31 protein-coding genes are annotated in these 26,275 nt (G+C 72.1%); 16 read left to right on the top strand and 15 right to left on the bottom strand.

The features are described from left to right. Positions 1–36: 36 nt before the first annotated feature. From DEJ06_RS02970 to DEJ06_RS02930, 9 genes are all read right to left on the bottom strand, one after another. Complete coding sequence (locus DEJ06_RS02970; protein ID WP_111038344.1) at positions 37–453, bottom strand: MFS transporter permease; 417 nt, start codon at positions 451–453, stop codon at positions 37–39. Next, positions 450–1,349, bottom strand: coding sequence for an Asp23/Gls24 family envelope stress response protein (locus DEJ06_RS02965; protein ID WP_181436723.1), 900 nt, complete (start codon positions 1,347–1,349; stop codon positions 450–452). Before DEJ06_RS02965 ends, DEJ06_RS02970 begins: the two co-directional genes overlap by 4 nt. Positions 1,350–1,428: 79 nt before the next feature. Continuing rightward, on the bottom strand, positions 1,429–1,602 hold the full coding sequence (locus tag DEJ06_RS02960) for a CsbD family protein (protein WP_071246087.1): 174 nt from the start codon (positions 1,600–1,602) through the stop codon (positions 1,429–1,431). A gap of 82 nt (positions 1,603–1,684) precedes the next feature. Then, positions 1,685–2,248, bottom strand: coding sequence for a hypothetical protein (locus DEJ06_RS02955; RefSeq protein ID WP_111038342.1), 564 nt, complete (start codon positions 2,246–2,248; stop codon positions 1,685–1,687). Continuing rightward, complete coding sequence (locus DEJ06_RS02950; RefSeq protein ID WP_111038341.1) at positions 2,245–2,820, bottom strand: DUF6286 domain-containing protein; 576 nt, start codon at positions 2,818–2,820, stop codon at positions 2,245–2,247. Before DEJ06_RS02950 ends, DEJ06_RS02955 begins: the two co-directional genes overlap by 4 nt. Before the next feature lie 9 nt (positions 2,821–2,829). After that, positions 2,830–3,144 carry a hypothetical protein gene (locus tag DEJ06_RS02945; RefSeq protein ID WP_017885411.1) on the bottom strand — a complete coding sequence of 105 codons (315 nt, stop codon included), beginning with the start codon at positions 3,142–3,144 and terminating at the stop codon, positions 2,830–2,832. Beyond that, positions 3,141–3,332 (bottom strand): DUF2273 domain-containing protein, encoded by a 192-nt coding sequence (locus DEJ06_RS02940; protein WP_017885412.1) that lies wholly within the window; start codon positions 3,330–3,332, stop codon positions 3,141–3,143. Before DEJ06_RS02940 ends, DEJ06_RS02945 begins: the two co-directional genes overlap by 4 nt. Continuing rightward, positions 3,329–3,787 (bottom strand): Asp23/Gls24 family envelope stress response protein, encoded by a 459-nt coding sequence (locus tag DEJ06_RS02935; protein WP_111024451.1) that lies wholly within the window; start codon positions 3,785–3,787, stop codon positions 3,329–3,331. The genes DEJ06_RS02940 and DEJ06_RS02935 overlap by 4 nt, the downstream gene beginning before the upstream one ends. Positions 3,788–3,956: 169 nt before the next feature. Beyond that, positions 3,957–5,177, bottom strand: a complete 1,221-nt coding sequence (locus tag DEJ06_RS02930) for an AraC family transcriptional regulator (RefSeq protein ID WP_111038340.1) — start codon at positions 5,175–5,177, stop codon at positions 3,957–3,959. 82 nt (positions 5,178–5,259) lie between these two features. Between DEJ06_RS02930 and DEJ06_RS02925 the strand changes: the two genes are divergently transcribed. The 4 genes from DEJ06_RS02925 (at position 5,260) to pgi (ending at position 9,944) form a co-directional block, all read left to right on the top strand. Continuing rightward, positions 5,260–5,550, top strand: a complete 291-nt coding sequence (locus DEJ06_RS02925; protein ID WP_027466001.1) for a metal-sensitive transcriptional regulator — start codon at positions 5,260–5,262, stop codon at positions 5,548–5,550. A 32-nt stretch (positions 5,551–5,582) separates the two neighbouring features. Further along, positions 5,583–5,801: a heavy-metal-associated domain-containing protein gene (locus tag DEJ06_RS02920; RefSeq protein WP_027466002.1), complete on the top strand. Its 219-nt coding sequence runs from the start codon at positions 5,583–5,585 to the stop codon at positions 5,799–5,801. Then, positions 5,798–8,029 carry a cation-translocating P-type ATPase gene (locus tag DEJ06_RS02915; RefSeq protein ID WP_111038339.1) on the top strand — a complete coding sequence of 744 codons (2,232 nt, stop codon included), beginning with the start codon at positions 5,798–5,800 and terminating at the stop codon, positions 8,027–8,029. Before DEJ06_RS02920 ends, DEJ06_RS02915 begins: the two co-directional genes overlap by 4 nt. Positions 8,030–8,222: 193 nt before the next feature. Continuing rightward, a complete protein-coding gene (pgi, locus tag DEJ06_RS02910) occupies positions 8,223–9,944 on the top strand; it encodes a glucose-6-phosphate isomerase (RefSeq protein WP_111038338.1) in 1,722 nt (573 codons plus the stop codon). 212 nt (positions 9,945–10,156) lie between these two features. On the opposite strand, the gene DEJ06_RS02905 is transcribed toward pgi, so the two are convergent. Continuing rightward, a complete protein-coding gene (locus DEJ06_RS02905) occupies positions 10,157–11,062 on the bottom strand; it encodes a LysM domain-containing protein (protein ID WP_258372390.1) in 906 nt (301 codons plus the stop codon). 132 nt (positions 11,063–11,194) lie between these two features. Between DEJ06_RS02905 and DEJ06_RS02900 the strand changes: the two genes are divergently transcribed. From DEJ06_RS02900 to DEJ06_RS02890, 3 genes are all read left to right on the top strand, one after another. Next, the gene (locus DEJ06_RS02900; RefSeq protein WP_071405966.1) at positions 11,195–11,731 is read left to right on the top strand and encodes a hypothetical protein; all 537 of its coding nucleotides are present in this window, start codon (positions 11,195–11,197) and stop codon (positions 11,729–11,731) included. A gap of 155 nt (positions 11,732–11,886) precedes the next feature. Continuing rightward, complete coding sequence (locus DEJ06_RS02895) at positions 11,887–13,344, top strand: sugar porter family MFS transporter (RefSeq protein ID WP_071405967.1); 1,458 nt, start codon at positions 11,887–11,889, stop codon at positions 13,342–13,344. Positions 13,345–13,453: 109 nt separating this feature from the next. Next, on the top strand, positions 13,454–14,158 hold the full coding sequence (locus DEJ06_RS02890; protein WP_258372391.1) for a DUF4396 domain-containing protein: 705 nt from the start codon (positions 13,454–13,456) through the stop codon (positions 14,156–14,158). 69 nt (positions 14,159–14,227) lie between these two features. Here DEJ06_RS02890 and DEJ06_RS02885 read toward each other — a convergent pair whose 3' ends face one another. The 3 genes from DEJ06_RS02885 to DEJ06_RS02875 all read right to left on the bottom strand — a co-directional run bounded on the left by DEJ06_RS02885 (position 14,228) and on the right by DEJ06_RS02875 (position 16,230). Continuing rightward, the gene (locus DEJ06_RS02885; RefSeq protein ID WP_071406109.1) at positions 14,228–15,202 is read right to left on the bottom strand and encodes a zinc-binding dehydrogenase; all 975 of its coding nucleotides are present in this window, start codon (positions 15,200–15,202) and stop codon (positions 14,228–14,230) included. 27 nt (positions 15,203–15,229) lie between these two features. Continuing rightward, complete coding sequence (locus DEJ06_RS02880; protein WP_071406102.1) at positions 15,230–15,652, bottom strand: organic hydroperoxide resistance protein; 423 nt, start codon at positions 15,650–15,652, stop codon at positions 15,230–15,232. A gap of 101 nt (positions 15,653–15,753) precedes the next feature. Beyond that, the gene (locus DEJ06_RS02875; RefSeq protein ID WP_181436724.1) at positions 15,754–16,230 is read right to left on the bottom strand and encodes a MarR family winged helix-turn-helix transcriptional regulator; all 477 of its coding nucleotides are present in this window, start codon (positions 16,228–16,230) and stop codon (positions 15,754–15,756) included. 104 nt (positions 16,231–16,334) lie between these two features. Between DEJ06_RS02875 and mvk the strand changes: the two genes are divergently transcribed. From mvk to DEJ06_RS02850, 5 genes are read left to right on the top strand one after another with little or no spacing between them, the layout of a single operon-like run. Continuing rightward, positions 16,335–17,318, top strand: coding sequence for a mevalonate kinase (gene mvk / locus DEJ06_RS02870; RefSeq protein WP_111038336.1), 984 nt, complete (start codon positions 16,335–16,337; stop codon positions 17,316–17,318). Further along, on the top strand, positions 17,312–18,325 hold the full coding sequence (gene mvaD / locus DEJ06_RS02865; RefSeq protein WP_111032761.1) for a diphosphomevalonate decarboxylase: 1,014 nt from the start codon (positions 17,312–17,314) through the stop codon (positions 18,323–18,325). Before mvk ends, mvaD begins: the two co-directional genes overlap by 7 nt. Next, positions 18,322–19,404 carry a phosphomevalonate kinase gene (locus DEJ06_RS02860; protein WP_111038335.1) on the top strand — a complete coding sequence of 361 codons (1,083 nt, stop codon included), beginning with the start codon at positions 18,322–18,324 and terminating at the stop codon, positions 19,402–19,404. The genes mvaD and DEJ06_RS02860 overlap by 4 nt, the downstream gene beginning before the upstream one ends. Further along, positions 19,397–20,461 carry a hydroxymethylglutaryl-CoA reductase gene (locus DEJ06_RS02855; protein WP_071406099.1) on the top strand — a complete coding sequence of 355 codons (1,065 nt, stop codon included), beginning with the start codon at positions 19,397–19,399 and terminating at the stop codon, positions 20,459–20,461. The genes DEJ06_RS02860 and DEJ06_RS02855 overlap by 8 nt, the downstream gene beginning before the upstream one ends. After that, positions 20,458–21,621: a hydroxymethylglutaryl-CoA synthase gene (locus DEJ06_RS02850; protein ID WP_110864115.1), complete on the top strand. Its 1,164-nt coding sequence runs from the start codon at positions 20,458–20,460 to the stop codon at positions 21,619–21,621. The genes DEJ06_RS02855 and DEJ06_RS02850 overlap by 4 nt, the downstream gene beginning before the upstream one ends. 172 nt (positions 21,622–21,793) lie before the next feature. On the opposite strand, the gene DEJ06_RS02845 is transcribed toward DEJ06_RS02850, so the two are convergent. Further along, positions 21,794–22,777 (bottom strand): SRPBCC family protein, encoded by a 984-nt coding sequence (locus tag DEJ06_RS02845; protein ID WP_111038371.1) that lies wholly within the window; start codon positions 22,775–22,777, stop codon positions 21,794–21,796. After that, positions 22,777–23,160 (bottom strand): helix-turn-helix transcriptional regulator, encoded by a 384-nt coding sequence (locus DEJ06_RS02840; protein ID WP_111038334.1) that lies wholly within the window; start codon positions 23,158–23,160, stop codon positions 22,777–22,779. The genes DEJ06_RS02845 and DEJ06_RS02840 overlap by 1 nt, the downstream gene beginning before the upstream one ends. 79 nt (positions 23,161–23,239) lie before the next feature. Here DEJ06_RS02840 and DEJ06_RS02835 point away from each other — a divergent pair, with 79 nt between their 5' ends. Genes DEJ06_RS02835 through DEJ06_RS02820 form a run of 4 tightly spaced genes read left to right on the top strand, consistent with a single transcriptional unit; the run spans position 23,240 to position 26,244 of the window. Further along, positions 23,240–23,707 (top strand): hypothetical protein, encoded by a 468-nt coding sequence (locus DEJ06_RS02835; RefSeq protein ID WP_071406096.1) that lies wholly within the window; start codon positions 23,240–23,242, stop codon positions 23,705–23,707. After that, positions 23,707–24,612 carry a hypothetical protein gene (locus DEJ06_RS02830; RefSeq protein WP_111038333.1) on the top strand — a complete coding sequence of 302 codons (906 nt, stop codon included), beginning with the start codon at positions 23,707–23,709 and terminating at the stop codon, positions 24,610–24,612. The genes DEJ06_RS02835 and DEJ06_RS02830 overlap by 1 nt, the downstream gene beginning before the upstream one ends. Before the next feature lie 4 nt (positions 24,613–24,616). Continuing rightward, positions 24,617–25,840 (top strand): S9 family peptidase, encoded by a 1,224-nt coding sequence (locus DEJ06_RS02825; RefSeq protein WP_111038332.1) that lies wholly within the window; start codon positions 24,617–24,619, stop codon positions 25,838–25,840. An 8-nt stretch (positions 25,841–25,848) separates the two neighbouring features. Continuing rightward, the gene (locus DEJ06_RS02820; protein WP_111032766.1) at positions 25,849–26,244 is read left to right on the top strand and encodes an ATP-dependent DNA ligase; all 396 of its coding nucleotides are present in this window, start codon (positions 25,849–25,851) and stop codon (positions 26,242–26,244) included. Positions 26,245–26,275: the final 31 nt, after the last annotated feature.

The following is a 26,275-nucleotide window of genomic DNA, read 5'->3' as shown; positions in this document are numbered from 1 at the left end:
GGGGCGGGCCTCCAGGCCGGGACCGTGTGCACGACGTCAGCCGGTGAAGCGGGTCCAGAGCTCGGTGACGATCGGCCAGACGTCGCCCGCGCGGTCGGCGGAGCCGACGGCGACCAGGACGACGGGGACCAGGGTGACCGCCAGGCTCACCAGGACGGCGAGCACCACGGCGGTCGTCGCGGTGGCGGTGTGCCGGCGGGTCAGGGCGAGCAGGAGCAGGGCGAGCACCACGACCGCACCGAGCAGGGCGATCAGGGTGACGCGGACGAACGGGAACGGCACGAGGCCGGCGGTGGTGGCGGTGACCCCGCCGAGGAACCCGACCAGCGGCAGGAAGCCGCCGACCGCGACGGCGAGGACGAGGAAGACCCCGATGCCGCCGGCGATCCAGACGCCGCGGGGTCGGGGACGCCGGTCGCGGGACCGGCGCCCTCCGGACCAGGCGGTGGTCACGGCTGGTCCCGGTGACGGGGAGCCGTGGCGGCATCCGCTGCCGCATCGGCGGCGACGGCTGCGTCGTCGGCCGCGTCCGCCGCGGCATCGGCAGCGTCGGCGGCCCGGTCGCGGGTCGTGCCGGCTGTGTCGACGACGACGTCGCGGGCCTGCTCGGCGGCGTCCTTCGCAGACGATGCCGCGTCGGCGGCCTGCTCGGATGCCCGGGCGAGCGACTCCGAGGCGGCGTCACGCAGACGCTCGCTCGTCTCGGCGGCGGTGTCGACGGCACGCTTCGTGGTGTCGGCGGTGGCGTCGGCAGCGCGCTTGGTGGCGTCGGCGGTGGCGGACGCTGCCTGCTTCGTCGCGTCCGCCGTGGCCGTCGCGGCGCGCTTGGTCGCGTCCGCGGTGGTCTCGGCGGCCCGCTTGACGGCGTCGCCGGTCGACTCGGCCGCCTGCTTGACCGCGTCGGTCGCCTGCTCGGCGGCCCGGCCGAGCGGGGACTGCTCGTCGTCGAACGGTCCGTGTACGTCGAGGACGCGCACGTCGACCGAGGTGCGGAGGTCGGACAGCTGCCGCGTCGCTGCGGTGACCTGCTGCCTGACCTCGGCGGCGACGGCCAGCACCGGGTGCGGGTAGCTGACGACGACGGCGACCTGCACGGTGAGCACGCCGTCCTGTTCGTCGACCTGCACGCCGGTGGTGCCCGCCGAACGGCCGAGCTGCTTCCGCAGCTGGTCGGCGGCACGGGCGGCGATCCCGCCGAGGTGGTGCACGCCGGGCACGCCGAGCGCGGTCTCCGCCGCGGTGCGCGCGACGATCGTCGCGGTGCTCGCGTCGTCGGGCAGCGGCTCCGTCAGTGCTGCGGGCAGGGTCACCTCGGTGACCTGCGTGTTCGCATGGGGGTCGTGCTGCATGGTTCCTCCTCGTTCGGGATCTGCGCGGGGACGCATCGGGGCACCCGTTCGACGGGTGCCCCGATGCGGTCGTTGCGACCTACTTCTTGAAGACGTCCTTGACGTCCTCGCCGGTCTGCTTCGCGCTCGCGGCGGCCTGGTCCTTCTTGCCTTCGGCGACCTTCGAGTCGTCGTTGGTCAGGTTGCCGACGGCTTCCTTCGCCTTGCCGGCGAGGTCCTGAGCGGCGTTCTTGATCTTGTCGTCGAGTCCCATGACGGGTCCTTTCGTGGGTGGGCGTGCGCCCGGTGGTGTGGTGGTGGGCCGGGAGGCCCGGGGTACGTCCGGCTGACGGGTGTCAGTGGACGCGGGTCGACTTCGCGAGCGCGGAGCGGGTACCGCCGGTCAGGTGCACGAGCACCGGGACCGGACGGCCGAGGGTGCGGTCGAGGACCGCGACGGCTCGGTCGACGGCGTCGAGCACGCTGACGGCGTCCCCGCCGCGGCGGACCGCGACACGGATCCGGGCGGCGCGCTGCCGGCGGACGAGGTAGGTGTCGACACGTGACCCGACCACGTCGCGGACACCCGCGAGTTCGTGCTCGAGGACGTCCCGGACGAGTGCGACGTTGACGGTGACCGCATCGTCGCCCGAGTGCTCCCGGACGGCGACGGACGTGCCGCCACCACCGCGGGTGAACACCCACACGAGCGACAGGACGACCACGAGGGCCGCGGCCCCGGCGACGATCCACAGCGCGGACGCTGGGACGTCGAGGCTGCGGGGGAGGTCGACGTACGGCTTGACGGCGTCCTGGACGGCAGGCAGCACACCCGCGCCCATCGCGATCCCGACGACCACGGCGACGAGGCCGAGGACGAACAGGATGATCCGGTTGAGGGTCCGGTTGCTCTTGGTCATGCGAGGGTTCCCTTCTCCTCGACCCGGACGCGGACGCGTCGGCCGAAGCGCTCGTCGAGACCGCTCAGGCGCTCCACGACGGCGGCGCGGACGCGCGCCTCGTCGACCGGCACACCCGTGACGGGGACGATGCGGACCTCGGTGGAACGGCCACGGGCGGTGGCGGAGGCGTTCCCCTCGGGGACACCGGCCGCCATGCCGGCAGCGTTCGCCGCGGTGGAGGCGACGATGCGGGCGTCGATGACGACCGCACCACGCTCGTGCTCGACGACCGATCGGTGCTGGCGGCCGGGCTTGAGCGCCAGGACGACCAGCACGACGCCGAGGACGACGAGCACACCCGCGATGACCTCGACGACGGTGACGAACGCGGCGTCCGGACGGAGCGCCGTGTCGACCACGGTCTGGGGGTCGGCGACCAGCGGCGGGCGTCCGATGGCGCTGAGCACCGCCTCGGTGCCGATCCAGGCGGCCACCAGGGCGAGCACCACGAGTGCCACCGCCACTGCTGTGGAGCGGGAGCGGTGCACGCTCCGACGACGGATGCGTCGTTCGACGGAACCGTTGCTCATGATGGCCTCCTAGCGGGCACGGGACTCGTGCTCACGCACGATCCCGGTGAGTTCGATGTGGGCACTGCCGACGCGGCGCCCGGTCAGGTCGCTCACGCGGCCCTTGACCTGGTCCGCGATCCGGATCGACCCGGAGACGATGTCGTCGCTCGCGGCGATCGGCCCGGTGATGTCGAGCGACAGCGCTCCCGACGCGTCGCCGAGTCCGACGCGCACCCGCTTGGCGGGGGCGCCGAGCCCTTCGGCTGCGACGGCCCGCGCCAGCGAGGTGAGCGCGCGTGCGGTGATCTCGACGCGGCCCGGGACGTCCGGGCCGGCGTTCACCGGGAGCTCCGGCGTCCGGTCAGCACGTCGGTCAGGGCGCCGCGGTCGATGCGACCGGTGGCGAGTGCGGCCACGAGGGCCCCGATCGCACCGAACACGATCACGAGCACGAAGCCCCAGAACCCGAACTGCAGTGCCACGACGGCGAGGACTGCGCCGATGAGGGCGCCGATCAGCGTGTTGCTCATGCGACTCGGGCTTCCTTCTTCTCGTCCTCGTTGTCGTCGTCGTCACCCGGGATGTAGACGTCCTGGACGGTCACGTTGACCTCGGCGACCTCCATGCCGACGATCTGCTCGAGGGCGCGGGCGACACCGGCACGGACGCCGTCGGCGACCTGCTGGAGCGACACCGGGTACTCGGCGACGATCACGATGTCCGCGGCGACCTGCTTCTCGCCGACCTCGACCTTGACGCCCTGACCGAAGTCACGCTGGCCGATGGCGTCGCGGATGGCGCCGATGGCACGGGCCGCGCCGTTGCCGAGGGAGTGCACGCCGTTGACCTCGCGGGCGGCGATGCCGGCGACCTTCGACACGACGGTGTCGTCGATGACGGTCTTGCCGGTGACGCCGCTGGTGCCGGCGTGCGAGGTGGCACGGGTCGCCGTGGTGGCCGGGGTGGGGGTGATGGTGTCAGCCATGTTCGTTCCTTCCGTTGACCCGCCGGGCGTTCCCAGCGGTTGCTGTTCACGGATGAGACGGGCTGTGGAAGAGATTCGTCACATACGACTTCTCGGATTCGGGTGATGTCCAGGGATCCCCGGAAAACCGGGGATGTGGGTGTACCCCCGGGGTGTTCCGTCCGGCCGTTCAGCCGATTCCGGCCGCGCCGTTGCGCTCGGCAGCGGCCCGCATGGCACGCACACAGGCCATCGGGGACTCGCCGCGCTCCTCGCGGAAGAGCTGCTGCAGCCGTCTGGGGAGCACCCCTGCAGCGGCCGCGATGTCGTCGAGCGTGAGCGGGTCGTCGAGGTGCTGCTCGATGTACGACACCGCACGACGGACACGCCACGACGCCTTGCCGGCCTCCGGCTGCGCGGCCAGCGACGCGCGTTTCGTCACGGCGGGGTCCTCGCCGAACCGGTCGCGGTAGGTCTCGGCGAACCGGCCCGGGTTGGTGAAGCCCCAGCGGCGGGCGATCGCGGCGATGCCGGAGGACACGAGCGGGCAGTCCGCCGGGGCGACCGGGCCACCACGGTCCGCGCGGAGCAGCTCCTCGCGCACCCGGTCCAGACGGTGGTCGCGGAGGAACCGGTGCGGGGTGGTGTCGAGCGTCCGGGCGAAGACGTCCTGCAGCCCACGCTGGCTCAGTCCGCACGCGGCGGCGACCGTGGGGACCGAGGGGCGTTCGGCGGCGTGCAGCTCGATGAAGCGGATCGCGTCGCGGAGCCGGTTCGCCACGGGGACGTCGTCACCGCGGTTCCGGATCGGGAACGTGTCGAGGATGACGACGGCCAGCCGGCGGTTCAGCGCGGTCCGCATCGGTCCGAGCACGCGGTCGTCGACCAGGGCCGGCCCGAGTTCACGGATCAGGTGCCGCAGGGGTTCGCGCCGGGCGACGACCTCGTCCTGCTGGTCGAACAGCAGTGGGCCGTCGGGCAGGCGGTAGCCGAGGTCGCGGCCGACGCTCCGCAGGAACCGGTCGGACACGTGCACGCCGTTGTAGACGGTGCCGTCGGACTCGAACCGGTAGGCCTCGGACGCCGAGGCGATGTACGGGCTGCCCGGCTCGACGACGCGGGTGCGGTCGGCGAAGTGCATCTCGAGCCGGCCCTTGGTCAGCCAGAACACCACGTGGTCGTCCCGCACGCCGATGACCCCGCCCCGCCGACCGCCCTCGGCCCGCATGGTGCGCAGCGACAGGTCGTCGTCGCCCACGACCGTGTACTCGTACCGGGTGTCGTCGGTGGCGAAGGTCTCGGAGGCGAAGTCCGAGCCGCCGTACTCGGCCGCGAAGATCTCGGAGTAGTCGGAACCCTCGCCGTCGGAGAACCGCAGCCGGCGGAATCCGTTCGTCGTCGAGGGGTCCATGCGCTGATCATGCCACCGGTTGCGCGCGGACGAGATCGGAATACCCTAGGGGGGTACCGTATTGAGAACGGTGGAGGCGGACATGCACGAACACGTCGGGTACATCGGCGACAAGGACGACCTGCTCAAGCGACTCCGTCGCGCCGAGGGGCAGGTGCGCGGCATCGCGCGGATGGTCGAGGACGAGACGTACTGCATCGACGTCCTGACCCAGATCTCGGCGGCGAACCGGGCGCTCGAACGCGTCGCGCTGTCGCTGCTCGAGGACCACCTGGCGCACTGCGTCGCCGAGGCCGTCGCCGAGGGCGGGGACGCCGCCGACGAGAAGGTGCGCGAGGCCAGCCAGGCGATCGCCCGGCTCGTCCGCTCCTGACCCTGACGACCCACCACCGAGAAGGAGACACCATGACCACCGAAACGCTGCTCGTCGAGGGCATGACCTGTGACCACTGCGTGATGAGCGTCACCGAGGAACTCACCGAGGTCGACGGAGTGTCGGGCGTCGACGTCCGACTCGTCCCCGGCGGATCGTCCGAGGTCACCGTCAGCTCGGCGGCACCCGTCGACGCGGACGCCCTCCGCGCCGCCGTCGCCGAGGCGGGGTACGAGGTCGTGCGCTCGTGACCGACCGCGCCGTCGAACTCGACATCACCGGGATGACCTGCGCCTCGTGCGCGAACCGCATCGAGCGGAAGCTCGGCAAGCTGCCCGGGGTCACCGCCACCGTCAACTACGCCACCGAGAAGGCGCAGGTGCAGGTCGCCGCGGACGGCACCGCCGACCCCGAGGCGCTGATCGCCGCGGTGGAGTCGGCCGGCTACGGCGCCACGGTGCCGGCCCCACCCGCCGCTGCTGACGCCGACCCCGCGGTCGACGAGGACCCGACCGGCCCGCTGCGCCGACGCCTGGTCGTGTCCGCCGTGCTCGCGGTGCCCGTCGTGGTGCTCTCGATGGTGCCGGCCCTGCAGTTCCCGAACTGGCAGTGGCTCGCCCTGACGCTCGCGGCGCCCGTCGCCGTCTGGGGTGCGCTCCCGTTCCACCGTGCCGCGTGGGTCAACGCCCGGCACGGTGCCGCCACCATGGACACCCTGGTGAGCGTCGGCGTCCTCGCTGCCTTCGGGTGGTCGCTGTACGCCCTGTTCTTCGGCGACGCCGGCACGACCGGCATGCACATGACGTTCTCGTGGTTCGCCACGGACCCCGAGGCCACCGACCTGTACCTCGAGGTCGCGGCGGCCGTGACGGTGTTCATCCTCGCCGGCCGGTACATGGAGGCCCGCGCGAAGACACAGTCCGGTGCCGCACTCCGGGCACTGCTCGAACTCGGTGCGAAGGACGCCACCGTCCTGCGCGACGGCGCGGAACACCGCGTGCCGACCTCGTCCCTCGTCGTCGGCGACGTCGTCGTGGTGCGACCCGGCGAGCGGATCCCGAGCGACGGCCTGGTGCAGGACGGCTCCTCGGCCGTCGACCTCAGCATGCTCACCGGCGAGTCCGTGCCGGTCGAGGTCGGCCCGGGCGACCGGGTCACCGGTGCCACGATCAACGTCGGCGGGCGGCTCGTCGTCGCGATCACGCGTGTCGGCGCCGACACCGAGCTCGCCCGGATGGGTCGCCTGGTCGAGGACGCCCAGACCGGCAAGGCCGAGGTGCAGCGTCTGGCCGACCGCGTGTCCGGGGTCTTCGTGCCGATCGTCATCGTGCTCGCCGTGCTGGCCTTCGTCGGCTGGCTCGTGTTCGGCGGCTCGGTCACCGCGGCCTTCACCGCGGCCGTCGCCACCCTGATCATCGCCTGCCCGTGCGCCCTCGGGCTCGCCACGCCCACCGCGCTGCTGGTCGGCACCGGTCGCGGCTCCCAGCTCGGCATCCTGATCGGCGGTCCGCAGGTGCTCGAGCGCACCCGCGGCGTCGACACCGTCGTGCTCGACAAGACCGGCACCGTCACCACGGGGTCGATGACCCTGCGGTCGGTCACCGCCGTCGACGAGACCGAGGACGTCGTCCTGCGCCTCGCCGCAGCGGTCGAGGACGGCTCCGAACACCCCGTCGCCCGCGCTGTGACCACCGCGGCCCGTGCCCGGGGCGCCGGCCTGCCCCAGGCCGAGCAGTTCACCGCCACCGCCGGCGCCGGTGTGCAGGCCGTCGTGGACGGCGACGTCGTCCTGGTCGGCACGACCCGCTGGCTCGCCGACTCGTGGTCGATCACCCTGCCAACGGTGCTGTCCGACGCCGTCGACCGTGCCGAGGTCGACGGGGGCACGGCGGTCGTCGTCGCCCGGAACGGCACCGCCCTCGGCGTGGTCGTCGTCGGCGACACCGTGAAGCCCGAGGCCGCCGACGCGATCGCCCGCTTCCGGGCGCTCGGCCTGCACCCGGTCCTGCTCACCGGCGACAACGACGGTGCCGCACGTGCGGTCGCCGCGAGCGTCGGCATCGACGAGGTGCACGCCCGCGCGACCCCGGCGTCGAAGCTCGAGACCGTCCGCCGGCTGCAGTCCGAGGGGCGGAGCGTCGCGATGGTCGGCGACGGCGTGAACGACGCCGCCGCACTGGCCGCGGCCGACCTCGGCATCGCCATGGGGGCCGGCACCGACGCGGCCATCGCCGCGAGCGACATCACGGTCGTCAGCGGTCGGCTCACCGTGGTGGCCGACGCCATCCGGCTGTCGCGCGCGACGCTCGGCGTCATCAAGGGCAACCTGTTCTGGGCGTTCGCGTACAACGTCGCGGCGATCCCGCTCGCGATGGCGGGGCTGCTCAACCCGGTGCTCGCGGGTGCGGCGATGGCGTTCTCGTCGGTCTTCGTCGTGACGAACAGCCTGCGGTTGCGTCGCTTCGCGGCGCAGCCGTGAACCCGGCGAGCCGACCGCGGCCCTGAACGCGACCGGCCGGGAGGCGTGACGCGCGCAGCGAACGCGAGCCGCGCCTCCCGGCCGACTGTGCGCACCACCCGCCGGAGCGCACTACGCTCGAAGACGGTCCGCGACGCAGCGCTGCGTGACCCGCGGGCTGTACGTCTTGAACGTGATCCCCAGGAGGACCGAAGTGACCGAATCCGCTCCCGTCGACCCCACATCGACCGAAGGCTGGAAGAAGCTCGACAGCATCGCTGCCGGCTTCACCCCGGACCTGCGAGGGTGGTTCGACAGCGACCCCGGTCGTGCCGAGCAGTACACCTTCCAGGCGGCCGACCTGACCGTCGACCTGTCCAAGGGCCTGGTGACCGACGAGATCCTCGCCGCGCTGCTGCAGGTCGCGAAGGACACCGGCGTCGCCGAACGCTTCCAGGCGATGCTCGCCGGTGAGCACATCAACGTCACCGAGGACCGCGCCGTGCTGCACACCGCGCTCCGCCGCCCGAAGGCGACCGAGGGCCTCGTGCCGGCGGCGCCCCTGACCGTCGACGGCCAGGACGTCGACGTCGACGTGCACGCCACGCTCGACAAGGTCTACGGCTTCGCCGAGCAGGTCCGCAGCGGCGCCTGGACCGGTGTCACCGGCAAGCGCATCGAGACCGTCGTCAACATCGGCATCGGTGGCTCCGACCTCGGCCCGGTCATGGTCTACGAGGCACTCAAGCCCTACGTCCAGCCCGGCCTCGAGGCCCGCTTCGTCTCGAACATCGACCCGGCGGACATCTACGAGAAGACCGCGGACCTGGACCCCGAGACCACGCTCTTCATCGTCGCGTCGAAGACCTTCGGCACGCTCGAGACCCTGACGAACGCGCGCCTCGCCCGCCAGTGGCTGTGGGAGAAGCTCGGCCTGACCGACGCCGCCGACGACGAGAAGAAGAACGCCGTCGCCAAGCACTTCGTCGCCGTCTCCACCGCGCTCGACAAGGTCGAGGCGTTCGGTATCGACCCCGAGAACGCCTTCGGCTTCTGGGACTGGGTGGGCGGCCGCTACTCGGTCGACTCGGCCATCGGCACGAGCGTCGTCATCGCGATCGGCAAGGAGAACTGGGAGCAGTTCCTCGCCGGCTTCCACGCCATCGACGAGCACGTCCGCACCACGCCGCTCGAGCAGAACGTCCCCGTCCTGATGGGCCTGCTCAACGTCTGGTACACGAACTTCCTCGGTGCGCAGAGCCACGCGGTCCTGCCGTACACGCAGTACCTGCACCGCTTCGCCGCGTACCTGCAGCAGCTCACCATGGAGTCGAACGGCAAGCGCGTCCGCTGGGACGGCTCGCCCGTCACCACCGAGACCGGCGAGGTCTTCTGGGGTGAGCCCGGCACGAACGGCCAGCACGCGTTCTACCAGCTCATCCACCAGGGCACCCGCCTGATCCCGGCCGACTTCATCACGGTCGCCAACCCGGCCCGTCCGCTCAAGGACGAGACCGGCGACGGCAAGGGTGTCGCGCCCGGCACCGACGTGCACACGCTGTTCCTGGCGAACTTCTTCGCGCAGACCAAGGCGCTCGCGTTCGGCAAGAGCGCCGACGAGGTCCGCGCCGAGGGCACCACCGACGAGGGCATCGTCGCGGCGCGCACGTTCCCGGGCAACAAGCCGACCACGTCGATCATCGCGCCGGAGCTCACCCCGAGCGTCCTCGGCCAGCTCATCGCCCTGTACGAGCACATCGTGTTCACCGAGGGCACGATCTGGGGCATCGACTCGTTCGACCAGTGGGGTGTGGAGCTCGGCAAGCAGCTGGCGCTGCAGGTCACGCCGGCCGTCGAGGGCGACCAGGCCGCGCTCGACGCGCAGGACCCGTCGACCAAGGCGCTCATCGCGAAGTACCTGGAGCTGCGGAAGTAACGCACGCCCCCACCTGACGGACGGGAGGCCCGTGGCGGATCCGCCACGGGCCTCCCGTCCGTCGTGTCGGGCACTGCCAAAGCGACAGTTGCGCCCGACGGGCCGCCGTCAGGCCTGCGAAAGCGACAGATGCGCGCCGATCTTCCGCGGAGAAGTGTCGCTTTCGCGAGGGCCCGCTGCGACGCCGCGGGGCTCGGCGCCGGGCCGCCGGCTCAGCGGGCGAGCGGGTCGAGGTTGAGGGACGTGCCCTCGTACAGGTGCTGGTCCTCGCCGAACACCTGGACGCCCTCGTTGAGCCAGACCAGGTCGCGGACGGTGATGCCGAACCGCGCCGCGACGTCCCCGATCAGGTCGTCCGGTGCGACGCCGTAGGACCTCGGCGCGCCGGCGGCCGTGGTCGCGGTGACGGTCCCGGTCGCGTTCGCCCGTCGTCCGGCGTCCTTCGGGTGCACGTTCGTCTGCCGGGCGGGGACGGACCACCGCACGGTGGACACCGCGAGGACCTTGCCGGCGGAGATCTCGACGGGGACGTCCTGTCCGGGCGCCGCGGCGGAGTAGGTCACGAGGGTGCCGAGGTGTGACGGGTCGACCCCGGATCCGTCCAACGGGACGTCGACCGCGGCCGCTGTGCTGGTCGGACCGCCGAGGGTCCGGTCACCGACACCGGGGTAGGTGAGCCCGTCGCCCACCGCACGGGGCAGGTCGAACAATGCGACGCCGATCGGCACCGGCAGCGTCGAGGTGATCCCGGAGTACTGCGCGGTGAAGGTGTCGTCGCCGTCCGCGACCACCCGGAAGTGGAAGTGCACGCTGCCCTTCGGCGAGGCCACGTCCCCCTGCGCCAGGACGGTCCCGGCGGGGATCGGTGTCAGCGTCGGTGCGGGTGCGGCGGCCTCCGTCGGCACCGGGGTCGGTGTGCGCGGGTTCGCCGAGGCCTCGATCAGGTCCGATGCCGACTCGCCGTCCGGGGTCGCGGTCGGGGTCTCGCTCGCGGTCGGGCTCGACGCGGGTGGGGAGGCGGGAGCGGGCAGGGCACCGTCCGGTCCCCGCAGCAGCGAGCAGCCGGACAGCACCACGCCGGCCGCCAGCACGATGGCGATTCCGCCGGTCCGTTTCATGATGCCCCCTCAGCTCGAGGGTAACGCGATGGCGAACACACGGTCGTCGTCGCCGGCGGACTGTGTCCCGGGACGCAGTCCAGCCGCCGAGGGGGCGAGATGGTGTCGGTCGGAGCGGCTACGGTCGAGGGCATGGAGCGTTCGGAGATCCTCGCCGCGGCTGCCGCCGCGCACGCCGCCCGCATCGCAGCGGCCGGTGGTGACGACGTCGCAGCGCGTGAACGTGCCGACAGCGTCCGGCGCCGGGCCGACGGGCTCACCGACCGGTACGACACGGTCGAGGGCTCGGACACCGAGTCCGATGCCCGTGACGCCGCACGCCGTCGCGCGGGAGAGGCAGACCGCGCCGCCTCGCGCACCGAGGGCGTGCTGTCGGACTGGCACCGGATGGGCACCCGCCGTGGCGTCACTCCCGACGCCCAGGTCCGCACGGCGTGGACCGTGACCGGGGTCCCCGAGCGCGGCGACGCCCGAGCCCTGGCCAACGTGCTGCTCTCCACCGCGGGGCACGCCGGACGCGTCGCCGACGCCGCCCGACGCAACCCCGCCCTGTCCGGCGCCGCGAGTGCCGCCGCCCGACGGACCGTGCGCCGCTACACCGACCACGGCGCCGACATGGCTTCGTTGGGGGACGTCCTGGGCGACGGCCCCGTCGACGACGAGCGCTGAGCCCGACCCACAGATTGGACCGCTCCCGTCCTCATCAGGCCTTCTGTGGACCGATCCAAACGACCTGACGACAGAATGTCCAATTGACAGGACATGGATTCGGGTTACGATCGGTCCACGCACTGACGCGCGATCACCGACGAAGGAGTCACCGAATGGTCGACATCAAACCGACAGCCCCGACTGTCGCACTGCCCCCGTTGGGGACCGGGCCGCACCGCCGACGACTCGGTGTGCTGGCCCTCGTCGCCACGTTCGGCGGGTTGCTCTTCGGGTACGACACCGGTGTCATCAACGGTGCCCTGAACCCGATGAAGGCGGAGCTCGGCCTCACGAACTTCACCGAGGGTGTCGTCACCAGCTCGCTGCTCTTCGGTGCCGCGATCGGCGCCATGCTCGGCGGCCGCATCGCCGACGGCTGGGGTCGCCGCAAGACGATCATCCTGCTCGCCGTCACGTTCTTCGTCGGCACGCTGATCTGCGTGTTCGCGCCGACGTTCGAGGTCATCGTCATCGGTCGTGTGCTCCTCGGCCTCGCGGTGGGTGGCGCCTCCACGGTGGTCCCGGTGTTCCTCGCCGAACTCGCGCCGTACGAGATCCGCGGGTCCCTGTCCGGTCGCAACGAGCTCATGATCGTGATCGGTCAGCTCGCCGCGTTCGTGGTCAACGCCTTCATCGGCAACATCTGGGGTGAGGGCAACGGCGTGTGGCGCGTCATGCTGGCCGTCTGTGCGCTCCCCGCGATCGCGCTGTTCGTCGGCATGCTCCGGGTGCCGGAGTCGCCGCGCTGGCTCGCGTCGAAGGACCGCTACGACGAGGCGCTCTCGGTCCTCGAGCAGGTCCGGACCACCGATCGGGCCCGCGCCGAGCTCGACGACATCAAGCGGAGCAACGACCTCGAAGCGAAGGTCGAGCGCGTCAGCGGCTGGCACACGCTGCGCGGGAACAAGTGGCTCATCCGCATCGTGCTCATCGGCGCCGGGCTCGGCGTCGCGCAGCAGCTCACCGGCATCAACTCGATCATGTACTACGGCCAGACCGTGCTCATCGAGTCCGGGTTCCAGGCGTCGGCTGCCCTCATCGCGAACATCGCCCCCGGCGTCATCGCCGTGGTCGGTGGCGTCATCGCGCTGTACAACATGGAGAAGATCAACCGCCGCACGACGCTGATCCTCGGGTTCACGCTGACGACGATCTGCCACTTCCTCATCGGCATCGCGTCGGTGGCGCTGCCCGAGGGCAACCCGGCCCGCCCGTGGGTCATCCTGTTCCTGGTCGTCGCGTTCGTCGGCTCGATGCAGACCTTCCTCAACATCGCCGTGTGGGTCGTCCTGTCGGAGATCTTCCCGACCCAGATCCGTGCGCTCGGCATGGGCATCTCGGTGTTCTGCCTCTGGATCGCGAACGCGTTCCTCGGGCTGTACTTCCCGACGATCGTCGCCGCGACCGGCATCACCGGAACCTTCTTCGGCTTCGGGGTCGTCGGGCTGCTGGCACTGCTCTTCATCTGGAAGTTCGTGCCGGAGAGCCGCGGTCGCACCCTCGAAGAGGTCGAAGAGGGCGTCACCACCGGCAACATCTTCACCGTCCCCGTGAAGGCGTCGCGCCGCTAGTCCGCACCACGCTGCACCGAGTGCGCAGAAGACGTCGGGTCGCCCCAGGGCACCCGACGTCTTCTGCTCACTGGATCCACGGTCGCCGCCCGGTTGATTGCATGGAGGCGTGACGGAACTGGTGCTGCAGGACTTCCCGGTCGCCCTGAACGTGGTGTGCTCGGCGCTGCTCGTGGTCGCCGTGGGCTGTGCCGTGTTCGTGGCGGTCGACGTGGTGCGTCGGCCGCCGCACATGCGCGTCATGGCGTTCGTGTGGCCGCTCACGATGCTGTTCGGCAGCGTCGTGTGGCTCGTCTTCTACCTGCGTCGAGGGCGGGCCTCGGCGCCCGGCCACGGACGGTGGGCGGGCACCGCGATCGACACGAGCCACTGCGGGGCCGGCTGCGCCCTCGGCGACCTGATCGGCGAGTTCGGGCTCGCGGCGTTCCCGGCGCTCGGGGTGGTCGTCGGACTGGGCACGCTCTACCAGGATCGGATGTTCGCCGGGTGGATCGTCGACTTCGTCATCGCGTTCGTGCTCGGCATCGCGTTCCAGTACTTCGCCATCGCGCCGATGCGGGGCCTCGGCGTCCGGGCCGGGCTCGTCGCCGCGCTCAAGGCCGACACGCTGTCGATCATCGCGTGGCAGGTCGGCATGTACGGCCTGATGGCGGTGTGGCAGCTGGTCGTGTTCCCGGCATTCGTCGGCGGGCGCGCGAGCGTCTTCTCGCCGGAGTTCTGGGTGGCGATGCAGCTGGCGATGGTGGCCGGGTTCGTCTGCTCCTACCCCGTGAACGCGTGGCTGGTGCGTCGGGGCATCAAGGAGGCCATGTGACGGACCAGTGAACAGACGGGAGGCCCGGTGCCAGCTGGCACCGGGCCTCCCGTCCGTTCTGTGGTCGCGCTACGGGCGCAGGAGCACCTTGCCGACTCGGCCGGCGGTGTCGCTGGCGCGCACGGCGTCGCGGACCTGCTCGAAGGCGAAGGTCTCGGCGACGGGGAGCGTCAGCGAGCCGTCGAGCACGCGGGTGATGAGCTCACCGAAGAGCTGCCCCTTCGTCTCGGCCGGCATCGTCTTGCTGACGACGGAGCCCCAGAAGCCCTTCACGGTGAGCTGGCCGAAGATGACCTTGCCCGACGGGATCTCGAGCGTCGGCGACGCCATCGCGCCGAAGACGACGAGGGTGGCGTTCTCGCCCAGCACGGAGGCGATGTCGCCGGCGGCCTTGCCGCCGACCGACTCGACGCCCGCGATGATCGGGGCGCCACCGGTGATCGCGGCGACCTGGTCCTGCCAGTCGTCGGCGTCGGTGGCGACGATGCGCTCGATGCCCTGCTCGCGGAGCTCGTCGACACCGGCGGCGCGACGGACGAGTCCGATCACGTTGATGCCACGGGCGGCGCCGAGCTGGGCGACCATGCGTCCGACCGCACCGTTGGCGGCGTTCTGGATGATCCAGTCGCCCTCGTGTAGGTCGAGCGAGTGCAGCAGGCTGATGGCGCTGAACGGCATCGAGACGAGCTGGGCGGCGGCCTCGTCGGTCATCGCGTCCGGCACCGGGACGAGCCCGGCGGCGTTGGCGGTGTAGTACTCGGCCCAGACGCCGAAGGCGCCGCCGGCGACGCGCTGGCCGACCTGCAGGTTCGTGACGCCCTCGCCGAGGGCCTCGACGACGCCGAGTGCCTCGGTGCCCGAGGCGGCGGGGAGCTCCGGCTTGAAGCCGTAGGTGCCGCGGACGGTCCACAGGTCGTGGTTGTGGATGGGGGAGAGGACCGTGCGGACGAGGACCTCGCCGGCGCCGGGCGTCGGGACGGGGCGCTCCTGCACCTCGAGGACGTCGGCGGGCTCGGCGAACGTCTCGTGGACGACGGCGCGCATGGTGGTGGGGGTGGTGGTGCTCATGGGTCAGTCCTCCGAGACGACGATGGTGACGTCGATGTTGCCGCGGGTCGCGTTCGAGTACGGGCAGACCTGGTGGGCCGCGTCGGCGAGGGCCTGGGCCTGGTCGTGCTCCAGGCCGGGGATGACGACCTCGAGCATGACGGCGAGCTGGTAGCCACCGTTGCCGTTCGGGCCGATCGACACGCGACCGCCGACGGACGAGTCGGTGATCTTCACCTTCTGGCTGCGGGCGACGCCCTGCAGTGCGGAGTGGAAGCAGGCGGCGTAGCCGGCGGCGAAGAGCTGCTCGGGGTTGGCGCCGTTGCCGGAGCCACCCATCTCCTTCGGGATGGCGAGGTCGAACTCGACCGTGCCGTCGCTCGTGGCGACGTGACCGTTGCGGCCTTCGCCGGTGGCCAGGGCCTCGGCGGTGTAGAGGGTTTCCATGGGGTTCCTTCCTTGTGGGGCGGATCGTGAAGTTCGGGGGTGTGCGGCGTGCTCTCGCGCTCAGCGACAGTTCACGGGCACACGTGGCCGCGGGGTGTCGCTCAGCGCGAAACGGCGCCGGCGTCAGCGCCAGCGGCGTCGTGCTCGGGGTCGGCCGCCGCGTGCATCGTCTCGGTCAGCCGGTGCAGCGTCGCGATGAGCTCGGCGGCGGCACGTTCGTCGGCCAGGCCCATCCCGGCGGCGATGCGCGCGGGGATGCCGCTCAGCTCGGACCGCAGTTCGCGGCCGCGGTCACCGACGGTCACCGTGACGACGCGCTCGTCGGTGCTGCGGCGCTCGCGGCGGACCAGGTCGCTCTGCTCCATGCGGCGGAGCAGTGGCGAGAGGGTGCCGGAGTCGAGCTGCAGGTGTTCCCCGAGGCTCGAGACGGTCTGGTCGCCCTCGACCCACAGGGTCACGAGCACCAGGTACTGCGGGTACGTCAGACCCCAGGGTTCGAGCATCGAGCGGTACGCCTGCGTGGTGGCGCGGGACGCCGCGTAGAGGGAGAAGCACACCATCTCGTCGGTCACGGGCATGTGTCCACACTGTCACGCAACCAAGTTGTGCACAACTCGATGCAGCGGATGCCCAGCTGACGAACACGCCGACGACCCGGACGGTTAGGCTGACGTGACCCAAGATGAGCAGCAGCGACCTCGACACCACCACGACCCCCGGCAACGGATCGGCGTCGTCCCACGGCAAGACGATCCTGATCGGTGAGCACGCCGTGGTCTACGGCGCACCCGCTCTCGTCCTGCCGGTGCTCGACGCACGGGTCGTGGCGACGGTCACCCCGGTCGCCGCCGACGCCGAGCAGCCCGGTCACAGCCTGCAGTCAACCGTGCACACCGGCCCCCTCGACCTCGCACCCGCGGCCGTGATGCCGACCGTCACCGCCGTCACCGCGACCCTGCGCCACTTCGGGGTCACCGACCGCCACTTCCACGTCCGGGTCGACAGCGAGGTCCCGACCGCCCGCGGCATGGGCTCGAGCGCCGCGGTCGCCGCCGCCGTGACCGCCGCCGTCGCCGACGCCCTGGGCGAGACCCTCGACGTCGAGACCCACCACGAGCTCATCCAGGAGTGCGAACGCGTCGCCCACGGCCGACCGTCCGGCCTCGACGCCCGGGGCGTCGTCGCGTCCGCGCCGGTCTGGTTCGAGGGCGGGCACATCGAACCCGTCACGCTCGGCGCCCGGTTCACCTTCGTCGTCGCGGACACCGGCGTCCCCGGGCACACCCGCGAGGCCGTCTCGGCCGTCCGCGCCCGCCACGACCAGGACCCGGTCGGTGTCGGTGCCGTGATCGACCGGATCGGTGCGCTCGCCCGTCGGGCACGGGGGACACTCGAGGACGGCGATGCCCAGGCTCTGGGTGCCACCATGGACGCCGCGCACGACCTGCTCAGCACACTCGACGTGTCGAGTGACGACCTGGACCGGCTCGTCGACGCCGCACGTGCTGCGGACGCCCTCGGCGCGAAGCTCACCGGCGGCGGGCGGGGCGGGTGCGTCCTCGCGCTCGCCGCGGACGACGACCACGCGGACCGCATCGCGGCCGCACTCCGCGGCGCAGGGGCCGCAGCCACCTGGACCACCACGATCGGAGCCCGCGCTTGCTGACAGCCACCGCCGTCGCGCACCCCAACATCGCCCTCGTCAAGTACTGGGGGAAGGCGGACGCGCAGCTCGCGCTGCCCGCCACGGGCAGCGTCTCGATGGGGCTCGACGTGTTCCCGACGACGACCACCGTCACGTTGGGCGGCGGGTCGGGTGACGGCCGGGAGGCGCGTGACGCGTTCACGCTGAACGGTCACGTCGTCGACGACGGTGCCCTGGTGCGCGTGCAGCAGTTCCTCGACCTGGTGCGCGAGCTCGCGGGGTCGTCCGAGCGGGCGTCGGTGGTGTCCGAGAACACCGTCCCGACCGGTGCCGGGCTGGCCTCGAGCGCGTCCGGCTTCGCCGCCCTGGCGACCGCCGCCGCCGCGGCCTACGGCCTCGACCTGTCGCCGCGCGACCTGTCCCGTCTGGCACGTCGCGGTTCCGGCTCGGCCACGCGCTCGATCCCCGGCGGTGTCGCCGTCTGGCACGCCGGCGACGACCAGGGCTCCTTCGCCGAGCCGATCCCGGCCCCGCCGATGGCGATGGTCGTGGTCACGATCGACGCCGGCCCGAAGCCGATCGGGTCGCGCGAGGCCATGCGCCGCACCATCGCGACGTCGCCCTTCTACCCGGCCTGGGTGACCTCGACGACCGAGACCGTCGGCGACATGCTCACGGCCTGCGCGGCCGGCGACTTCACCCGCATCGGCGAGATCACCGAGAGCAACGCGCTCCGGATGCACGCGACGATCGAGGGCGCGTTCCCGCCGATCCGCTACCTCAACGCCCGCAGCGTCGCCGTGTTCGACGCCGTCGCCGAGCTGCGTGCCGGCGGCACCGAGGCCTACGCCACGGCCGACGCGGGCCCGAACGTCGTCGTGCTCACGAAGCCGCAGGACCGGGCGGCCGTCGCCGGGGCGCTCGCGTCGCTGGGGGACGTCATCGAGTCCGGCACCGGACCTGCCGCGCGGGTGCTCCGCTCCGAAGAGACCGGGAGCAATCCCGACCAGAAGGAGTCCGCGCAGTGATCGAGTTCCGTGCACACGGCAAGCTGTTCGTCGCCGGCGAGTACGCCGTCGTCGAGCCGGGCCAGCCGTCCGTCCTGATCGCCCTCGACCGCGCCATCACGGCGAAGGTGCGCGAGGGGCACGGCGCGGGCAGCGTGCACTCCGAGGAGTACGGGCACCTGCCGCTCACGTGGACCCGTGCCGAGGACGGCCTGGCGCTCGACCGTGAGCACCACCCCTACGACTACGTGATGGCCACGATCGACCTGGTCGAGAAGCTCCGCACCGAGCACGGCATCGCCCCGCGGTTCCACGACCTGCGCATCGAGAGCCAGCTCGACGACGCCAGCGGCCGGAAGTTCGGACTCGGGTCCTCGGCCGCGGTCACCGTCGCCACGGTCGGTGCCCTCGACCGCTTCTACGGCATCGGCCTGACGCAGCGTCAGCGTTTCCAGGTCGCGCTGCTCGCCACCATCCGGGTGAACCCCCGGGCCTCCGGCGGCGACCTCGCCGCGAGCACGTTCGGCGGCTGGCTGCGCTACAGCGCCCCCGACCGCGAGCGCCTCGCCGCGATGCTCGGCGACCACGCCGTGTCCGCGATCCTGACGGACGCCGACGCGTGGGACGGCTTCGACGTCCAGCGGCTGCCCGCTCCCGAGAACCTGCAGCTGCTCGTCGGCTGGACCGGCTCGCCCGCGTCCACCACGAAGCTCGTCGACGTGGTGCGTCGGCACCGCAACGGCGGGTACCAGGCGTTCCTCGACGAGAGCCGCAGCGCCGTCGACGACCTGACCACGGGCCTCCAGACCGGCGACGCCGAGCGCACGCTCGGTGCCCTCCGACGCGCCCGTGGGCTGCTGCAGCGTCTCGGCGACTCGGTCGGGTCGAAGATCGAGACCGAGCGTCTCGCGACCCTGTGCGACGTCGTCGAGGCGGCGGGCGGGGCGGCGAAGCCGTCCGGTGCCGGCGGCGGCGACTGCGGCATCGCGCTCGTCCCGGCAGACACCGACCCCGCCGGCATCCACCGCGCCTGGGAGGCGCACGACATCAGACACCTCAGCGTCGCGGTGCGAGCACCAGAAGGAGCCCTCGATGAGTGACCTGCTCACACCGATCCCCACCAAGTGGGTCGGCCCGATCCGCGTCAGCGGCAACGCCGTGCAGGGGGAGCACGAGGTCCCCCTCGCCACCTACGAGTCGCCGCTCTGGCCGTCCGTCGGCCGCGGCGCCCGCATCTCGCGGATGGTCGAGGACGGCATCGTCGCGACCGTCGTCGACGAGCGCATGACCCGCTCCGTCGTGGTCCGTGCCGACAGCGCAGCAGCAGCCCACGTCGCCGCGGGGCAGATCCTCGCGCGCCAGGACGAGCTCGCCGCGATCGTGTCCGGACAGAGCCGCTTCGCCAAGCTCATCGAGGTGCACCCGGAGATCGTCGGGGACCTGCTGTTCCTGCGCTTCGCGTTCACCACCGGCGACGCCTCCGGCCACAACATGGTCACGCAGGCGGCGGACAAGCTGCTGCCGGCGATCCTGGACTGGCAGCCGGGCCTGCGGTACGTCTCGGTCTCGGGCAACTTCTGCACCGACAAGAAGGCCACCGCGGTGAACGGCATCCGTGGCCGCGGCCGCAACACCATCGCCGAGATCGTGATCCCCGGCGAGGTCGTCGAGAAGCGCCTGCGGTCGAGCACCGCGCGCATCGTCGAGCTGAACATCGCGAAGAACCTGATCGGGTCGACGATCGCCGGGGCCATCCGCTCGGCGAACGCGCACTACGCGAACATGCTGCTCGGCTTCTACCTGGCCACCGGGCAGGACGCCGCCAACATCGTCGAGGGCTCGCAGGGCATCACGAGCGCCGAGGACCGCGACGGCGACCTGTACTTCGCGACCTCGCTGCCGCACCTGATCGTCGGCACGGTCGGCAACGGCAAGGGCGGGGACCTGCCCGTCGTCGAGGACGCCCTGGTGCGCCTCGGCTGCCGCGAGGACCGCGAGCCGGGCGGGAACGCCCGCCGCCTCGCCGCCCTGTGCGCCGCGACCGTCCTGTGCGGGGAGCTCTCGCTCCTCGCCGCACAGACCAACCCGGGTGAGCTGATGGCCGCCCACGTCGCCATGGAACGCCGCGGCACGAAGCCCGCAGGGGGTGCCGCATGACCGGCGTCGGCATCCACGACATCGCGATCGCGACCGGGCACCACGTGCTCGAGCTCGACGACCTGGCCGAGCGGCTCGGCGTCGACCCGGCGAAGTACCACGTCGGCATCGGGCAGGACGCCTTCAGCGTGCCCGCGCCCGACGAGGACATCGTCACGATGGGCGCCGCTGCCGCGAAGGAGCTCATCGACCGGCACGGCGTCGAGGGCATCCGCACGGTGCTGTTCGCCACCGAGTCCGGCGTCGACCAGTCGAAGGCCGCCGGCGTGTACGTGCACGGCCTGCTCGGGCTGCCGAAGGCCGTCCGCGTGGTCGAGCTGAAGCAGGCCTGCTACGGCGGGATGGCCGCGGTGCAGCTCGCACTCGGCATCGTCGCGCGCGCCCCGCACGAGCGGGTGCTCGTCATCGCCGCCGACGTCGCCCGGTACGACGTCGACACCCCGGCCGAGCCGACCCAGGGTGCCGGTGCCGCCGCGATCCTGGTGTCCGCCGACCCCGACCTGATCGAGATCGAGCCGGCGGCGGGCGTCTACACGGCGGACGTCGACGACTTCTGGCGCCCGAACGACCGCTCCACCGCGCTGGTCGACGGTCGACTCTCGGTGAGCGCGTACGTCAACGCGTTCGTCGGTGCCTGGGACGACCTGGCGGAACAGGGCGGCCCCGCGTACGACGACATCGCCCGGTTCGTGCACCACCAGCCCTTCACGAAGATGGCGATCAAGGCGCACCGCAAGCTCACCCAGCACGTCGGCGCGCCGTTCGACGAGGCCGACCTGGCGATCGGGTTCACCTACAACCGGCAGACCGGCAACACCTACACGGCGTCGCTCTGGATCGGGCTCGCAGCACTGCTCGACCTGGACGACGACCTGGCGGGGGAGCGGCTCGGCCTGTTCAGCTACGGCTCGGGCAGCGTCGGTGAGCTCATCACCGGCACCGTCCGGCCCGACTACCGCGAGCACCGCCGTGCTGGTCGCGTGCGGTCGCTGCTCGAGGCGCGGGTCCCGCTGACGGTCGACGCGTACCGCGCGCTGCACGCCGCGGGTGCCGCCACCAGCGAGGACGTCGAGCGTCCGCGCGTCACGACCGCGCCGTTCCGCTTCGCGGGCGTGCGCGGCGGCGCGCGGCACTACGAGGCGTCGGCGCAGCCGGAGTAGCCGGCCTGCGCCCACCAGCCCCTCGCGAGAGCGACAGATCCCCGCGGAACATCCGCGGGGATCTGTCGCTCTCGGGGACCGGACCCGGATCGTGCGCCGGGATCTGTCGCTTGCTCGGGACGGACGGGAGGCCCGTGGCGGCGCCGCCACGGGCCTCCCGTCCGTCTGCCGGTCACGCTGCGGACAGGACCTCGCGCTCCAGCCGCTGGTAGCTGGCCTCCATGCCCTCCGTCATGCCGGTCGCGAGGATCATGTCCCGCTGCTCCCGGTCCGGGTAGGTGACGAGCAGCGTCATGAGCGTGACGCCGTCGGCCTCGTCGAACTGCAGGTCGTTCGTGTTCGGCGGGAAGGGCGCCCCGGTCATGCGTTCGGTCGACACCATCCGGCGTTCGGGTTCGACGACGAGGTTCTCGCCCTCGAACCCGAAGGCCTCGCCCTCGGTGTCACCCGTCGGCGCCCAGGCCTGCCGGAACGCGCCGCCCGGGGTCAGGTCGTTCTCGTACACCGTCATCTCCCACCCGTCGGGGCCGAGCAGCCACCGGCGCACCAGGTCGGGCTCGGTGTGTGCCCGCCAGAGCAGGTGCCGCGGCGCCGCGAACGCCCGGGTGATCCGGACGTGGGTGTCGTCGAGGACCTCGGTCTCGGTGCCCGCACCGAGGGCCCACTCGCGCAGGTCGGCGAGCACCCGGTCGAGCTGGCCGAACGCCTGCTGGTAGCCCTCGAGCATGCCCATCTGGAGCATCGCGTCGAGGTCGGCGGCCGAGGCGAACGAGGACACCACGGTGACCCGCGAGCCGTCGTCGGCCGGGCCGAACGACAACACGGTCTCGCCCGCGGGGAGTGACTCATCGACGGTGCCCTGGGGGTCGGTGAACAGGTCGCGGAAGACGATGCGACGGGGCTCGTCGACCTCGGTGACCTGCCAGACGGCGTGGAACCGCTCGCCCTGCGGGGACGTCATCCGGTAGTCGGCACGGCCGCCGGGGCGCAGGTCGAACGTCGTGAAGGTCGCGGGGAACCCGGGCGGTCCCCAGAACCGCTCGAGCTGGCGCGGGTCGGCGAAGGCGGCCCAGAGGCGTTCGACGGGGACGGGGAACTCGGCGACGAGGGTCATCGAGAGGGTGTCGGGATCGGTGTGGACGGACGTGGTGGGCATCATCGCTCCTGGTGTCGTCGGGTGTCGTCTGGTGCTGGGTGTCCGGACGCGTCGCCGTCGAGCACGTCGCCGAGGCGGTCCATCCGGCTGTGCCAGAGGCGGCCGTAGGCGTCGAGGAGATCACGGATCCGGTCGAGCTGCTCCGGCTCGGCGCGCACGATGCGGGTGCGGCCGCGGGCCTCCTTGCTCACGAGTCCGGCTCCTTCGAGGACGGCGACGTGCTTCTGGACGGCGGCGAACGACATCGAGTAGGCGTCCGCGAGCTCGCTCACGGACGACGACCCGACGAGTGTGCGCCGGACGATGTCACGACGGGTCGCGTCGGCCAGTGCGTGGAACACCCGGTCGACCTCGGCGTCGGACAGTTCAATTCGTACAACCATTTGGTTGTAGGTTACGTCCGGCTGGTCTCGTCCACAAGGGGGACCTGCCGGTAGTCTTGCCGCGAAGATCGGAGGGGCGATGGCGGAGCAGCTGGGTGCGTCCGGTGCCGTCCGTGCCCTCGTCGCCACCCTGCCCCGTGCGCCGCAGCTGTCCGACGTGGTGACCGGCGTCGGTCGGATGGTCGGCAAGCCCACGCGCGTCGTCGACGTCGACGGGCCGAGCTGGGGTCCGCTCACCGCGCTCGTGTCGCAGTTCGAGCACGAGAACCTGGTGCTCGTGCCGGCCGACGCACCGCCGCTCTACCGCATGCACTGCGTGCTGCACGAGCTCGGGCACCTGGTGCACGGCGACGTCGGCACACCGACCGCGTCGTCCGTCGCCGAGTTCGCCGCCGGGGGCCACGTCTGCCGTCGCGCGCTCGACGCCGACTCCGGGCTCGTGAGCATCTCCGACGACGACGAGCACTTTGCCGAACGGTTCGCCTACGAGCTCGCGACGGTCCTGCTCGCCGGGGCCACGGGCGCGGACGAGCGGGCCTACGGCTGATGGCCGTCCTGCACGCCGCGGCCTTCTGGTTCGCGGCGCTGATCTTCCTCGCCCGCACGCCGTACGTGCTGCGGAACCCCCGTGGTCGGGCGGCCTGGGGCGCCACCGGCGTCGGGGCGCTGGGGCTCCTGACCCTCGGCAGCGTCGTGCCGCAGCCGGTGCTCGACGGTGCCCTGGGCGGTTCGAACCTCATCAACCTGGTGCAGAACGTCTGCGCGACCGTCGCGTTCTGGCTGATGCTGCGCGCGAGCACCGACGACCTGCCGGAGCGCCCGGTGCTCGCCAGGCCGGTGGCGCTGCTGGTCGTGGTCGTGGCGTTCACGGTGCCGTTCCTGCTGGTCGAGGAGCGCGGCGGGACCGACTTCCACTTCATCGTGCGCGAGATCGAGCAGACCCCGATGTGGCTCTACGGGACGGTCTACATGGTGAGCGTGGGACTGATCGCCGCGACGACCCTGCGCCGTGGCGTGCTGCAGAACCCGGTGGCGCTCGTGGTGTTCCGCGTCGGGCTCGCCCTGGTCGTCGTGGCGAGCGTCGACGAGGTCGCCTCGCTCACCGCCGACCACTTCGGACTCTTCCCGGCCGGGGTGCGGGACGGCCTGCGCCTGTCCTTCGACCCGCCGTTCTACCTCGGCATCGTGCTCATCGTCGTGGCGATGGCCTCGCTGACGTTCCGGCGGTGGGGCCGTGACCTGCGACACCGCGGGCACCACCGGCGCCTGCGCCGCATCGCCCGTCGGCACGCCGTGCGGGCGGTCGAGCGGCCGGGGGACCCGCAGGCCCGGACCTACGACCTGGTGATCGCGATCCGCGACGCCGAGGTGCAGGGACGGACCCTCGACGACGCCGAACTCGCGCAGGTGCGGTCGGCGGAACGGACCCTGACCCGGAGCCTCGGAGGATGACGGCGTGACGATCGTGTGGTGGGTGCTCGGAGCGCTCGTGGTGCTGGCGGCGGTGTGCCTGGTCGGCCTGGTGGTCCTGGTCGTCCTGCGGAAGGTCGTCGGCAGGATCGTGCTGCCCGGTGGCGACCGGTGGACGCCCGTGCTCGAGTCCGACGCGGACTCCGTCCGGCTGCCGATCACCGACGACACCGTGCGACCGGGGGAGTACGGGCTGTGGCACGACGGGCCGGGGCACACCACCGTCGGGCCGGTGATCGAGGTCGACGAAGCCGCCGGGTTCGTGCGCCGGGCCGTGGTCCGGACGACCGGCGCGGTGTCGTCGCGGGTGCGGTGGAGCGGACACGTGCACCCGGACCCGGCGGCGATGGAGGTCGACTGGTCCGAGGTGTCGCTGCCGACGCCGGTGGGGCCGGCGCCGGCGTGGGTGGTGCGGCCGGGGCCGGACGGCGCTGCCCGCCCGGGCCGCCCGGCTGCCCTCGGTGCCGACTCCATGGCTGCCCGGGGTGCCGACACCGTGGCCGCCCGCACCTGGGCTGTCCACGTCCACGGGATCCGGACGACCCGGGTCACCGCGCTCCGGACCGTCCCCGCGGCGCTCGAACTCGGCTGGACCTCGATCGTCCCGTCGTTCCGCGGCGACGGCGAGGCGCCGTGGGAGGGCCGGGCCTCACACCTCGGAGCCCGCGAGTGGGCGGACGTCGAAGTGGCCCTCGACCACGCCGTCGCGAACGGCGCCGAACGGCTCGTCATCGTGGGGTGGTCGATGGGCGCGACGATCACGCACGAGCTGCTCGCCCGCTCGGCGCACCGCGACCGCCTGGCCGGGATCGTGCTCGTCGCCCCGGCACTGGACTGGGCCGTCACCGTCCGGTCCCAGGCCCGCCGCGCGGGACTGCCGGGCTTCGTGGTGCGTGCTGCCCTCGGGGCGATGGGGACGCCGGTCCTCTGCCGGACGGTGGGGCTGCGGTCGCCGGTCGACGTGCGTGCGCTGTCCTGGTTGCGCGCACCCCGGCAGCTGCCCCCGACCCTGCTCATCCACTCCACCGGCGACACCACGGTGCCGTTCTCGGCCAGTCAGGAGTTCGCCGATGCCCACCCCGGCACCGTGACACTGGCGGTCAGCGAGCCGGCCGAGCACGCCTGGGAGCGCAACGTCGACGCCGTCTGGTTCGACCGCACCATCACGAACTGGGCGTCCGGCCTCGCGCACACCGGAGCGCAGGAGTAGAAGGAGCCATGGGGCAGCTCATCTACGACGGCCGACCGCTCGACCTGCGGATCGACGACCGCGCGCTCACGCACCTGCAGATCGTCATCGTCAACATGCTCCGGCGTGACCACCGCTTCGCGTTCTCGTGGAAGGACGACGTCGTCCACGGCAACGGTCGCAGCACGATCTGGCTGCACCCCAACGTGAGCCTGCACTTCAAGTTCACCGGCAGCCGGGTGCCGTCGATCAACCGCAGCTGGCTCGAGGACCTCTACGCCTCGGCCACCTCGGGGTCGGGGCTCGTGCTGACGCCGGAGCCGGCGGACACCAGCACGGCGGCCGACTCGGCGTGGTCGCGGGCGGTGGCACCCGGCGACGCGGACGACGCATCCGGGACACCGAGTGGTAGCACAACGCGCTGATCCGGGTCAACGGGTTCCGCTCGAACTCCGC

This window comes from Curtobacterium sp. MCLR17_051, from assembly GCF_003234395.1.
Classification (GTDB): Bacteria; Actinomycetota; Actinomycetes; order Actinomycetales; family Microbacteriaceae; genus Curtobacterium; species Curtobacterium flaccumfaciens.
Note: the sequence above shows the minus strand (reverse complement) of the source record. Positions and strands in the feature narration are given on the sequence as shown.